Here is a 13,619-nt window from a genome sequence, read left to right as displayed (position 1 = left end):
ATGAAGAGAGAACAAATCATTAGAGCAATAGCAGGTATATTTATATTAGTTAGTTTAGTTCTAGCAGTAAAAGTGAATAAAAATTGGTTATGGCTTACTGCATTTGTAGGGATGAATCTACTACAATCATCATTTAGTAAATGGTGTTTAATGGATGATATTCTTAGAAAAGTTTTTAAAGTAAAGGAATAAATAGTCTCTAAAAAAATATGTGTTTAATTTAGAAAAAGAACTTTTTAAGTTTGTTTGCTAAATCACGATATAGTTTAATAAAATGTTTAATATCCTTAATTTAAAGGATAAAAATTTAAATAAAAAAAGGAACTCTAAGTTCCTTTTTTTGAATAATATATCTATGTTTTTTTATAAGGTGATTAAAAAAACAATTTACTTCCCAATACAGAAAGTGAGATCGTAATTAAAATTAGTATTTGTAGTATTTTGAGGTGGAGTAATGGTGTAAGATTTTGTTTTCTTTTATTTAATTAAAATAAAAAATAAAGTATAGATGTAATTAATATCTGAAGTTAGTTTCTTTAAAATGAATATTCTGTTGTAGAAACAATTTCTTTAAGAACAAAATAACTCTCTAAAACACCAATATTTTCTATTTTAGATAATTTAAGTCTTACAAATTCATGGTAAGCATTTAGAGTTTCTAAATTTATTTTTAAAAAAAAATCGACTTTACCAGCCATGTGATAACATTCTTGTACTTCTTTTAACTCTTTTATTTGTTTGTCAAATTTATCAATAAAACCTTCATCATGATATCTTAATGAGACCATGCATATTGCAGTAATGGGTTTATTTAAAAGTACTTTATCTAAAATTGCTACATATTTTTTTATATATCCTTTATTCTCCAAACGTTTAATTCTTTCATGTATAGGCGAAGGTGTCAGGTTTAACTTATTTGCAATTTCCTTATTTGTTGTTTTAGAATTTTTTTGTAAAATCCTTAATATTTTTAAATCAACTTCATCAATTAGATCCATAATTTTATATGATTTTTTCCTGCTAATATAATTAAAACAATTTTATTTCAGATTTTTATTCTTTAAAAATGATAAAATACAAAATAAACAACTTAGTTTTTGTTGTTTATCGAATTATTAGTCTGTTTTAGGTTTTAATGTTCTAATTTTGTATTTGTATAATTTTTAAAAATGATTAGAGAAAAAATATTAATAACAGGAGCTAGTGGTCAGTTAGGGTCTGTGTTAACTGATAGTCTTCAAGAGAAGTGGGGTGTTGATAATGTAATCGCGACAGATTTACGTGAAAACTCAGAATTTACAGGACGTTTTGAAACACTTGATGCAACAGATTATGATGCTATAGTAGATTTAATTTCTGAAAATAAAATAACTCAAATATACCACCTAGCAGCCATATTATCAGCTAACGGAGAAAAAGCACCTTTACAAACTTGGAATATTAATATGAAAACACTTTTTAATGTATTAGAAGCCTCTAGACTTCATAATATAAAAAAAGTATTCTTTCCAAGTTCAATTGCAGTTTTTGGTCCTAATGTAGAGAGCAATAATACTCCACAATTTTCAAACCTTACGCCAACAACAGTTTATGGTATTAGCAAAGGTGCTGGCGAAAATTGGGCGAATTATTACTTTAAAAAATATGGTTTAGATGTACGTTCATTAAGATATCCTGGAGTTATTGGTTATCAATCTTTACCAGGTGGAGGTACTACAGATTATGCTGTAGATATTTATCATAAAGCAGTAAAAGAAGAAAGTTTTGAGTGTTTTATAAATGAATCTACAGAGCTTCCTATGATATTTATGGATGATGCTATACGTGCTACAATAGAGCTTATGGATGCACCTTCAGAAAACATTAAAATTAGAACATCGTATAACCTTGCAGGAATGAGTTTTACACCAGAGCAAATATTTAACTCTATAAAAAAAATATATCCTGATTTTACAATAAGCTATAAACCAGATTTTAGACAACACATTGCAAGCTCATGGCCAGGGAGTATAGATGATAGTAATGCTAGAAATGATTGGAACTGGAAGCCTAAGTTCGATTTAGATTCGATGTCTCAAATTATGATAGAAAAATTAAAAGTACACTATCATTCATTAACAATATAAACTGTAGAAAATGTACGGAAATATTAAAAAATATTTACAAGATGAATTACAAACTATTAAAAATGATGGTTTGTATAAAGAAGAACGTATTATTACAACTTCGCAAGATGCGGTAATTAAAGTGTCTACAGGAGAAGAAGTTATAAATTTTTGTGCGAATAATTATTTAGGTTTATCAAATAATAAAGAAGTTATACAAGCAGCAAAAGACACTTTAGACACTCACGGTTTCGGAATGTCTTCAGTACGATTCATTTGCGGTACACAAGATATACACAAGCAATTAGAAGATAAAATTGCAGAGTTTTTTCATTGTGAAGATACTATTTTATACGCAGCAGCATTTGATGCTAATGGTGGTGTTTTTGAGCCTTTATTAACCAAAGAGGATGCTATTATTTCAGATTCTCTAAATCATGCATCAATTATTGATGGAGTTAGATTATGTAAAGCTGCTCGTTATAGATATGCTAATAATGATATGGCAGATTTAGAAGTTAAACTTATTGAAGCTAATAAACAAAATCATCGTTTTAAAATTATTGTTACAGATGGTGTATTTTCTATGGATGGTGTAGTTGCTGAGTTGGATAAAATTTGTGATTTAGCAGACAAGTACGATGCATTAGTAATGATTGATGAATGTCATGCTTCTGGTTTTATAGGAAAAACAGGACGTGGTACAATAGAACTAAAAGATGTACTAGGACGTGTAGATATCATTACAGGAACTCTCGGAAAAGCTTTAGGTGGAGCTATGGGAGGGTTTACTACAGGAAGAAAAGAGATTATTGATATGTTACGTCAACGTTCAAGACCGTATTTATTCTCTAACTCATTAGCACCAGCAATAGTAGGAGCATCTTTAAAAGTTTTTGAAATACTTGAAAATGATACTTCGTTAAGAGATAAATTAGAAGAAAACACAAATTACTTTAGAACAAAAATGGAAACAGCTGGTTTTGATTTAGTTGGTGCCGATGCAGCAATTGTTCCAGTAATGTTATATGATGCAAAGTTATCACAAATTATGGCGAGTAAATTGTTAGATGAAGGTATTTATGTAATAGGTTTTTTCTATCCAGTTGTGCCTAAAGAAAAAGCAAGAATACGAGTGCAGTTATCAGCAGCACATACAAAAGCTCATATAGATAAAGCAGTCGAAGCTTTTGTAAAAGTAGGTAAGGAACTTAAAGTAATAAACTAAACTTTTTAATAAAAAATAAGTTTTAAATACTGGTCAATTTTTATTCTACTTATAGATAAGAAAGAATTAAACTTAATATTTGATTTATTATGTTTAATTCTTTTTTAAAGAAAAAGTAAAGTATAACTAAAAGAAAGAAAATCTATTTACCGATACAGAAATTAGAGAAAATATGACCTAAAATATCTTTATCTACGTCATATTCACCTGTTATATTTCCTAAGTGACGTAAACATTCTCGAATATCAATAGCAAATAAATCAGAAGAAATTCCTATTTCTATTCCATTATCAACAGATTGAATACTCTCTAAAGCATTATTTAAAGCCTCAAAATGACGAGAATTTGTCACAATAGTTTCATTATTACTTAAAGCTCCAGTATTCACTAAAGAAGTCAATTCACTTTTTAAAGAATCTACACCTATTTTTTGTTTTGCAGATAACAGCAGAGCATCAGGAAGTAAATAATTCAATTCTGATAGTTTATCTTCCGAAATATTATCAATCTTATTAGCAATAGTTAGTACACGTTTATGTGAAAAACGATCTTTAACTTTAGTGATTTCAGAAAGTAATTTAGAGGATTTAATGATAGCCTCCTCTGCGTTTACTAAAAAGATAACGAGCTGAGCTTTATCCGCCTTTTCGTACGCTTTTTGTATACCAATACTTTCAACTATATCTTCAGTTTCACGAATTCCAGCAGTATCAATAAAACGAAAAGCCACACCATCAATAATCATTTCATCTTCAATAGCATCTCTTGTAGTACCAGCAATATCAGAAACAATTGCTTTCTCTTCGTTTAATAAAGCATTTAAAAGTGTAGATTTTCCTACGTTTGGCTCACCAATAATTGCAACCGGAATTCCATTTTTCATGGCATTTCCAAAAGCAAAGCTATCAATTAAACGTTTTAAAACTGATGTGATTTTAGTCACCAATTCTCGGAATTTCGTGCGGTCTGCAAACTCAACATCTTCACCAGAAAAATCTAATTCTAATTCAATTAAAGCTGCAAAATCAAGTAACTGCCCACGTAAATCTTTCAATTCATTGGTAATTCCACCACGCATTTGCTGGATAGCCATTTGATGCGAAGCTTCAGAATTAGAAGCAATCACATCTGCCACAGCTTCAGCCTGACTTAAATCCATTTTACCATTCAAAAAAGCACGCATGGTAAATTCACCATTATCGGCCATTCTACATCCGTTACTTAAAAATAGTTGTAAAATTTCTTGTTGAATGAATACAGAACCATGACAAGAAATTTCTACTACATTTTCACCAGTATACGAGTTTGGGTTTTTAAAAACAGAAACCAAAACTTCATCTACAATCTTTCCCTTATTGGTGATATGACCTAAATGAATCGTATGTGTTTTTTGATCTAATAACGATTTGTTTTTTTTAACTGAAGTAAAAAATTGATTTACAATTTCAATAGACTTTTCACCAGAAAGTCGAATTACAGAAATAGCTCCAACTCCAGAAGGAGTAGCTAAGGCAACAATTGTATCGTTAATTAGTGTTTGCAAAACGTATTTTTTATGCAAATATACTACAGTTCAATACAATTTTAGTTTTAAGATTTCTTAGAAATATAGTTTCTGCATTATTAAAAATTTATTTCGGAATCTCATTACTCTTATAAATAGGAATTTATGAAGGAAAACTATAACGAATTCTGTTTGATGTCAGTTTATTTATAAATTACAAATAATCATTTTATTTTTTTGTAACAAAACGATAAACCTTACGTCTAATAAGTGTAAACAACAACAAAAAATGCAAAGAAATAAAGAATTATTAGCAATTACACATTTAAGTCAATTATTAGATTTAGTTACTGTTATCGGAGGTTTTGTTGCTCCTTTAATTATTTGGATGGTTAAAAAAGATGAAGTAGAAGGGATGGATGAACACGGCAAAGCTATTTTAAACTTTAGAATATCGATGTTTATATATGCATTATTATGTATTCCTTTGATTTTGTTTTTTGGATTAGGAATTTTAGGATTTATTCTTTTGGGAATATTTTATTTTATTTTCCCGATTATAAATGCTATTAAAGCAACAAATAATGAAGCTCCGAATTATCCTTTTAGTATACAATTTATTGAATAAAACTTATTTTAAGTTGACAAATAGTTAAATTAAAATTTTGTACAAAAAAACCTTTGAATTTAAATTCAAAGGTTTTTTAATTTTAAGATCTATCGTACATTTTTTCATAAAGATCTTTATAAATTTCTTTAATGACTTTACGTTTCATTTTCATTGTAGGGGTTAAATGGCCTCCATCGATTGTCCATTGTTCTGGGGTTAATTCAAAGCGTTTAATACGCTCCCATTTTCCAAAGTTACAATTACAATCATCTACTTCTTCTTGAATCCTAGCGATAACCTTTTCGTTAGCAACTAAATCTTTTTCTGAAGAAGAGTTAATATTATTACGATTAGCCCATTCTTTAATAAAGTCAAAATTTGGTTGAATTAAAGCTGTTGGCATTTTTTCTCCTTCGCCAACTACCATCACTTGTTCAATAAAACGAGATTGTTTTAATTTATCTTCTATAAGTGTAGGAATAACATATTTACCACCAGAAGTTTTAAACATTTCTTTAATTCTACCAGTAATACTTAAAAATCCATTTTCTATTTTTCCTTTATCTCCAGTGTGGAAATAACCGTTTTTTAAAACTTGAGCTGTTTTTTCAGGATCTTTATAATATCCCATCATTACGTTAGGCCCTTTAACTAAAATTTCATCTTCTTCTGAAATTTTAACTTCAACTCCTTCTATCAAACGACCTACAGTCCCAATTTTAAATCCACCATTTCTTTCATCATTCACAGAAATAACAGGAGAAGTTTCAGTTAAACCATAACCTTCCATGACAGGCATTCCTGCAGCTGCAAATACTCTAGCTAATCTTGGTTGTAAAGCTGCACTACCAGAAACCATTATTTTTAGTTCACCTCCTAAAGCAGCTTGCCATTTTGAGAATATTAGTTTTCTAGCTATTCCTAATTGTTTTTCATACCACCAACCGTTTGCTCCGTATGGTTCGTATTTTAAACCAAGGTCAATTGCCCAGAAAAATAAAGCTTTTTTAATACCAGACAATTCAGTTCCTTTAGCATAAATTTTATCATAAATTTTTTCATAAAGTCTCGGAACAGCAGTCATCACATTAGGTTTTACTTCTTGAGCATTTTCACTTAACTTCTCAATAGATTCTGCAAAAGTGATTGAAATACCACAGTATTGATATAAATACAATATCATACGTTCGAAGATATGGCAAACAGGTAAGAAGCTTAAACTTTTACCTTGACCTTGATCAACAGGAACACGTAATGAACTAGATAAAACATTAGATACAATATTGTTATGAGAAAGCATTACACCTTTAGGTCTACCAGTAGTACCTGAAGTATAAATTAGCGTAGCTAAATCTTCTGGTTTTACATTTGCTTTTCTATCTTCAACTTCTTGTTGATTACTTTCATCTTTTCCTAAATCTAAAACTTCAGTCCAGTTTTTTTCACCTGCAATTTGATTAAAAGTAAATACTCCTTTTAATTTTGTATTTCCTTTAATTTGATTTAGTTTTTCTATAATCATTTCGTCTGAAGCAAAACAATATGTAGATTCTGAATGATTTAAAACATATTCATAATCTTCTTTAGAAATTGTAGGATAAATAGGAACATTTTGAGCTCCAGTTTGTAAAATACCAATATCACAAATATTCCATTCTGTACAGTTATTTGTAGAAATAATAGCTATTTTATCATTAGGTTTTACCCCTAATCTTAAAAGTCCACGACTAATCGCATTAGCTTTATCAATGTATTCTTTTGTAGAAACGGATTCCCATTTTCCGTTATATTTTGTAGTTAGTGATTTTTCAAGATCGTACTTTTCCAATTGGTAATATGGAAAGTCAAATAAACGCGTAATTTCAATCGACATATAAACCTAAATTTGTGTGTTCCAAATTAAACAAATTAACTTGTTCAGGCAAAAAATGTTTTTGCTTGATTTGCTTGGTTTTACAACGTATTGTTTAACATATGTAAATAAATCGACTAAGAAAATTTCTTAATCGATTATAAAAATGTAATTAAATTCATAATTATCTATAGCTTTTGCATGAAATTTCTAAAAATTTCAGGTTAACTTTTATAAATAATGTTTTTACTGTTTTTCAAGTTCTTTTATAATTTCTTCAATTTCATTTTTTTGAGCTTCCGTAATAGCTTCTTGATATGTTTGATAAGAATCTGGTCTAATTACAGGTTTTCCAGCACCACTATCTAATAAAAAACTAAAATCAGTTCCGAATGTCGTTTGTCCTTGACCATGGCACCCCATACAACCTCCCATATTAAATTCCTTTCCATTAGAAATTATGTTTTTTATTTTCGTATTAAAAGGATCTCCAAAAGAACCATGAAAGTTGGTTAATTTAAGATCAGACTCAATTACATAATTAGCCATAAAGTAATTATTATCACTATTTCTATCTTTATAGTCTATTGGTTTTCCTTGTACACCAATTAATTGATAATATTGCCATTTTGATTTATTATTATTCTTAATTAATTTATTATGTACATTTTTATTAATCTTTTGAATTGTTTCAGGAATTACTCTTTCAATAACAGGATTTAATCTGTGTGGATCGACATCAGTATATTCTTTACCGTTAACAGATACTGCGTCTATTCCTATAGTTTGAGTATTTTTATTTCTTTCATCAATTTGTTCCCAAGAAGCAAAAATGAATGTTGGATGGTTTTTTGTTTTTCTAATAATATGCATACCAATAAGAGCAAACTGTTTTGTAAATGCATTAGAATATTTTTGATTGTTCACAACAGATTCTTTGAAGTAAACTACTTCTTTTACAATATACCTAGAAACATCATCTTTTAAAGGATCTAATTCCCTAAAGGCAAGCTTTATTTCTATAGCTCCTTCATTTTGAGAATCTTTAGAGCAAGGTAAACATACATATCCATCTATACTGTTTAGATCGGAATCACACATTTGTTTTAAGCTTAATTCTTTTAAACGTTTTCTAAAAGAGGTGCTATCAGTACTTTTGTCAACTGCTTTATATAATTCAGAATCTGTAGGGAAATACTTTTTAAGATAATTATATTCAATTAAGTTAGTTTTAGCAGCGTAAAGTACTTCAAATTTATTTTTATGAGCAAATACATAAGCAGAACCAATTTCATTGTCTTCGTCTAGTAGATTCCAATATTTATTAAGTTCAATAGGGTTCATTGTATTTACAGTTGTAGAGTCAACAAAAGTATAATAAGGTTTCCCTTTGCTAAGATCTTTTGTTCTTTTACCATTAGCTGGTCTTAATTCTGATCTATGAATATAAGTTTCCCATACACTTAAAAAATTATCTCCGTTATCGGTTTTGTAATTCCATTTAGTATCTGGTTTTGTTCTTAAATTATCTTTTTCCCATGAAGATTTCCAATTTAAAGCAAAAAATTCTTGCCATGCAAATTTGGCTAATTCTTCTTGTGATGCATTTATTGGAACATCTATAGGTAGTTTATAAGATATATCGATGTCTAAAGGTTTAGATTTTTTACATCCAACATAAATAAAAATTGTAAAGATTAAGAAAAGTGTTATTTCGAATTTATTTTTTTTGAAAGCCATGATTATATTAGTTTGTTTACTAAAAATAATTTTAAAATAGATTGACTTTTAGTTTTTTGCCTTAAGAGATTGAAAAAGGGGATTAAAAGCAGGTTTGTTTGTAATAAAAAAAATCGGCCAAGAAAAACTTCTCAACCGATTTCAATAGTTAATAAAATCCCCAATCAACTATAAAGTATTAATTTAACGTTGAGGACATTTTTATATTGTCTAAAATTTCTGTTAAAATTTGACAGCCTTTAATAATTTCTTCTTCAGAAATTGTGAGTGGAGGAGTAATTCTCACAGCTCTTTTTTCATACAAAAGCCAAAATAAAATTAAACCATTTTCTAAAGCATTTAAAACAATTGTATTTGCAATTTCAGGAGTGTTAACAATTAAAGCTAACATTAACCCTTTTCCCCTGATTTCTTTAATTAAAGAGTGTTTTAAATGTTTACGAAACAATTGTTCTTTTCTAATAGCCTCTTTGGCTAAAGCTTTTGATATAATTTCGTTTACAGTTGCTAAACCTGCTGCTGCAATTACAGGGTGTCCGCCAAAAGTTGTAATATGGCCTAATTTTGGATTATCTTTTAAACAATCCATAATCTCTTTAGAAGAAATAAAAGCTCCTATTGGCATTCCGCCTCCAAGACCTTTCCCTGTAATTATAATATCAGGAGTAACATTGTAATTTTCGAATCCCCAAAATTTACCGGTTCTTCCAATTCCTGTTTGTATTTCATCTAGAATTAATAATGCCCCAACTTCTTTACAACGTTTTTTTACTTTAGTTAAGAAGTTATTTTTTGGGGTTATAAAACCAGCACCACCCTGAATAGTTTCTAAAATTACACCAGCAGTTTTGGAAGTAATTTTTTTCAGGTCATCTTCATTATTGAATTGTATAAACTTACTACCAGGAATTAAGGGTCTAAAAGCTCTATTTTGCTCTTCAGCTCCACAAACACTCATAGCTCCAGCAGTATTTCCATGATAAGCATTATTTGCAGCAATAATTTCTGTTCTGCCTGTGTAACGTTTTGCTAATTTTAAAGCACCTTCTGTTGCTTCTGTACCAGAATTCACTAAGTATACGCAGGATAAATCTTCAGGTAATGTATTTGCTAAAGCTTTGCAAAGTTCTAATTGAGGTTTTTGAATAAATTCTCCATAGACCATAACATGTGTATATTGATCTATTTGTTCTTTTATAGCATTGTTTACAATAAGATTATTGTGACCTAAACTATTAGCAGAAACACCAGCAACAAAATCTAAATAAGTTTTATTGTCGTTACTATATATATAGCTTCCAGATGCGTGAGATATTTCTATGCTTAGAGGGTGAGGTGTAGTTTGCCCTTGATATTTTAAAAAATCTTTTTTCATTCCTCTTCTTCCTTTAATTGTTGTAGATCACGCTTTTTATTTTCTTTGAAAAGTTGTTTTTTAGCTTTTTGTAAGGCAGAATTTACTTTAGTTTTTGGTTTTACTTTTTGAGTTTCTTTTTTAAAAATATCTTCCATTACCTTAGGTTGTTCATCCTCCCTCCATATAAAACCAGTAAATTTTGCCTTATCACTAGGGAAATCAGATGGAGGATAAGTTTTTCCCTCTGATTTTTTGAAGTATTTCGTTTGAATAACTTCATTATTTTCTAATAAAAACTCTATATCACTAGCTATTTCTTTAGTAACTGTTTCTAACTTTAAAGTTTCTTCGTTTCTATTATAATATAAAGATTCTGCATTTCCTTTTACTAAAAGAACTTTTAGGTTATTATTTTCAAATTTTCCAAAGATATCTCTTCCTTTTATTTGATTGAAGTTTTTAGGATCTAAAGAATCATTTTCTATCACAAACGCATTTTTTAAAACACGTAAAGAATCTAACTTATTTGTTTCTTTATGAGTTGTAAATTGAATACTATCTCCTGTAATTTGACTTTTACCAGACCATAAAACAGGGTTTTTAAACATTCGTGTTAATCCTGTAGCTTGATTTGAATGAATGGAATCACATTTACCTTGTAAATTTGATTTAAAAATTTTCACATGATGGTATGTTCTAACAATTCTGTTGTCTTTTTTTCCAGTAACTAAAATTGTATCACCATGAATGTAAAGAGAATCTTTTTCCATGATAGAAATTGCTACAGGTTTCTTTATAATAAACATAGAATCTTTTAATTCAAAAATTTCGGCATAATTTCCCTTTATAACCATTTTTTGAACAGTGTCAATTACCTTAATTCGATTATTAGCTGATGCAAACCCTTTTCTTTTATCGTAATATAAACTATCAGCAGCTACAGTTCTGTCTTTTAAAAAGAGTTTTGCGTTTTTTACAAAGTATGAAATATCTGTATTGGTATCGAAAAAACCTTTTTCAGCATAAACTTTAGTACTATCTTTAAAGTTAAAGATTGTTGATGGCCCGTAAACATAAGCTAAGTTTGTATTTGTGTAATAATCTAAATGATCTGAATTTAGTTCATTATCAGGGTTAACAACATTTACTTGAGTTTTTGCGGAAAACTTTTTTTCTTCTAAATAATACGTTCCTCTATCACTTTTTAAAGTGTTTTTTTTATCCTTTATAGTTCCTTTTGCTGGGTAAAATAATTTTTGATTTGTTCTGTCAAAATATAAGGTGTCAGTAGTTAACTTCATTTCTTTGTCGTTAACTTCCACATTACCCCATGATTTTGCAATTTTAGTGTTTGCATCGTAGTTTGCAAAATCTGAATATTGGATAATACTATCTCCTTGTTCAATAACTACTTCACCAATAGCTTTAAAAATATTTTGCTCTCTATATAAGAGTGCGCGTTTACAATCTAAAGTTGCTCCTTCATGAGCTACTTTAACATTACCAATTAATATTGTTGCTCCAGGCCATCTTTTTTCATCAAATGTTGAAATTTTAGATGAAAGTATTCTTATTCTCTTATTTTGAGAACAAATTTGTAATGAAGTTATTATTAAAATAAAAAGAAGTATTCTCTTCAAAATTTTTCAATTTAATGCACAAAAATAAAGAAAAGAATATGCCAAATTTCTAAATGATGTTATAAAATTAGTTTGAAATACTATTTGTATTCGTTAAAAGAAGTATAATTTTGTAATAAATTAAATAAAAAACATGGAAAATTACTTCGATCTATCTTTAGAAGATATGAAGTCTTATGGATATAAAATAGTTGATTTAATAGCTGAACATTGGGACAAGATGAATCAAAAAAAACCTGTTCCAGAATTTAAGAATCGTAAAGAATTAGATGCTATATTTTTACAAGAAGCTCCAGAATACCCAACAGATGCTAATGAAATATTAGATTTCGTAATGCAGAATGTGGTACCTAATAGTACTATTGCATCACATCCTAAGTTTTATTCATTTGTACCTGGGCCAAGTAATTTTATTAGTACAATGTCTGATTCTCTGGCAACTGGATTCAATATTTTTTCTGGAGGATGGTTGGTGTCGTCAGCAGCTGCAGAATTAGAAATAGTAACTATTAATTGGTTGTTGAAAATGTATGATTTCCCTGTCAAAAAAGGTGGCGGGATTTTTACAAGCGGTGGTTCTATGGCTAATTTAACAGCATTAGTAACAGCGAGGAGGCAAAAATGTGGAGATGATTTTTCTAAAGCAGTTATTTATCTTTCAGATCAAGCACATTCTTCTAATATTAAAGCAATTCGAGTACTAGGATTTAAAAAGGAACAAATTCGTATTATCCCTACTGATTTTGAATTCAGATTAGGTGTTAATAAATTAAAAAATGCTATAGCAAAAGACAAGTTAGAAGGTTTGCAACCTTTTTGTTTTATAGCTAATGCAGGAACTACTAATACTGGAACAGTAGACCCTTTAGATGAAATTGCAGATATCTGTGAAGCTGAAAATATTTGGATGCATGTTGACGGAGCTTATGGTGGTGCAGCTATTTTATCAAAAAAAGGAAAAAGTATGTTAAGAGGAATAGAAAGAGCAGATTCTCTTACAGTAGATCCTCATAAATGGTTTTTTCAGCCATATGAAATTGGTTGTTTATTAGTAAAAGATGCTTCTTGGTTAAGCAGTACTTTTAGTGAAAAACCTGAGTACTTAAGAGATATTGAAGGTAACGAATCTGAAATTAATTTTTATGATTATGGAGTTCAGTTAACTAGACGTTTACGCGCTTTGAAATTCTATATGTCTATTAAAACTTATGGATTAGAAGCATTTAGAAAAGCAATTACATATAATATTGATTTAACAGAAAAAGTAGAAGATTATTTAAGAAAGAGTAGGGTATGGGAAGTTGTTTCTCCTGCTACTTTAGCTGTAATTAATTTTAGATATAATCCGATTGACAAAAAGTATTCTGAAGAAGAAATTGATAGAATTAATCAAGAAATTTCTAAGAAAGTAATGGATTCTAGGGAGGCAGTTTTTGTAACTACTGTTTTAAATAAACAAGTTGTCTTACGAATGTGTTTAATAAATCCTAGAACAACATTAGAGGATGTTTTAGAAACATTACATCAATGTGAAAATTATGCCACTGAAACTTCAATAACTAAATAAAAAAAGAGTTCTTAAT

11 protein-coding genes are annotated in these 13,619 nt (G+C 28.8%); 5 read left to right on the top strand and 6 right to left on the bottom strand.

Annotated elements, in window-relative coordinates; translation table 11 throughout:
- A complete protein-coding gene (locus ACSIGC_RS03295; protein WP_442266737.1) occupies positions 1–192 on the top strand; it encodes a YgaP family membrane protein in 192 nt (63 codons plus the stop codon).
- Positions 193–536: 344 nt separating this feature from the next.
- Here ACSIGC_RS03295 and ACSIGC_RS03290 read toward each other — a convergent pair whose 3' ends face one another.
- Positions 537–998, bottom strand: a complete 462-nt coding sequence (locus ACSIGC_RS03290; protein WP_442266736.1) for an Lrp/AsnC family transcriptional regulator — start codon at positions 996–998, stop codon at positions 537–539.
- 171 nt (positions 999–1,169) lie between these two features.
- Between ACSIGC_RS03290 and ACSIGC_RS03285 the strand changes: the two genes are divergently transcribed.
- Both ACSIGC_RS03285 and kbl read left to right on the top strand, forming a co-directional pair.
- A complete protein-coding gene (locus ACSIGC_RS03285; RefSeq protein WP_442266735.1) occupies positions 1,170–2,126 on the top strand; it encodes an NAD-dependent epimerase/dehydratase family protein in 957 nt (318 codons plus the stop codon).
- Positions 2,127–2,136: 10 nt separating this feature from the next.
- Positions 2,137–3,333, top strand: a complete 1,197-nt coding sequence (gene kbl, locus ACSIGC_RS03280) for a glycine C-acetyltransferase (RefSeq protein WP_442266734.1) — start codon at positions 2,137–2,139, stop codon at positions 3,331–3,333.
- A 142-nt stretch (positions 3,334–3,475) separates the two neighbouring features.
- On the opposite strand, the gene mnmE is transcribed toward kbl, so the two are convergent.
- Positions 3,476–4,876, bottom strand: a complete 1,401-nt coding sequence (mnmE, locus tag ACSIGC_RS03275) for a tRNA uridine-5-carboxymethylaminomethyl(34) synthesis GTPase MnmE (protein ID WP_442266733.1) — start codon at positions 4,874–4,876, stop codon at positions 3,476–3,478.
- A gap of 250 nt (positions 4,877–5,126) precedes the next feature.
- Here mnmE and ACSIGC_RS03270 point away from each other — a divergent pair, with 250 nt between their 5' ends.
- Positions 5,127–5,465 (top strand): DUF4870 domain-containing protein, encoded by a 339-nt coding sequence (locus tag ACSIGC_RS03270; RefSeq protein ID WP_442266732.1) that lies wholly within the window; start codon positions 5,127–5,129, stop codon positions 5,463–5,465.
- A gap of 82 nt (positions 5,466–5,547) precedes the next feature.
- On the opposite strand, the gene ACSIGC_RS03265 is transcribed toward ACSIGC_RS03270, so the two are convergent.
- The 4 genes from ACSIGC_RS03265 to ACSIGC_RS03250 all read right to left on the bottom strand — a co-directional run bounded on the left by ACSIGC_RS03265 (position 5,548) and on the right by ACSIGC_RS03250 (position 12,036).
- Positions 5,548–7,320 (bottom strand): AMP-dependent synthetase/ligase, encoded by a 1,773-nt coding sequence (locus ACSIGC_RS03265; RefSeq protein WP_442266731.1) that lies wholly within the window; start codon positions 7,318–7,320, stop codon positions 5,548–5,550.
- A 225-nt stretch (positions 7,321–7,545) separates the two neighbouring features.
- On the bottom strand, positions 7,546–9,039 hold the full coding sequence (locus ACSIGC_RS03260; protein WP_442266730.1) for a hypothetical protein: 1,494 nt from the start codon (positions 9,037–9,039) through the stop codon (positions 7,546–7,548).
- Between the two features lie 178 nt (positions 9,040–9,217).
- Positions 9,218–10,414, bottom strand: coding sequence for an aspartate aminotransferase family protein (locus tag ACSIGC_RS03255; RefSeq protein ID WP_442266729.1), 1,197 nt, complete (start codon positions 10,412–10,414; stop codon positions 9,218–9,220).
- A complete protein-coding gene (locus ACSIGC_RS03250) occupies positions 10,411–12,036 on the bottom strand; it encodes an OstA-like protein (RefSeq protein WP_442266728.1) in 1,626 nt (541 codons plus the stop codon). Before ACSIGC_RS03250 ends, ACSIGC_RS03255 begins: the two co-directional genes overlap by 4 nt.
- A gap of 133 nt (positions 12,037–12,169) precedes the next feature.
- Here ACSIGC_RS03250 and ACSIGC_RS03245 point away from each other — a divergent pair, with 133 nt between their 5' ends.
- A complete protein-coding gene (locus ACSIGC_RS03245; protein ID WP_442266727.1) occupies positions 12,170–13,603 on the top strand; it encodes a pyridoxal phosphate-dependent decarboxylase family protein in 1,434 nt (477 codons plus the stop codon).
- Positions 13,604–13,619: the final 16 nt, after the last annotated feature.

The organism is Tenacibaculum aquaeponti (assembly GCF_052084715.1).
GTDB lineage: Bacteria > Bacteroidota > Bacteroidia > Flavobacteriales > Flavobacteriaceae > Polaribacter.
The sequence above is the reverse complement of the archived record's forward strand: the minus strand, read 5'-3'. Positions and strand labels throughout refer to the sequence as shown.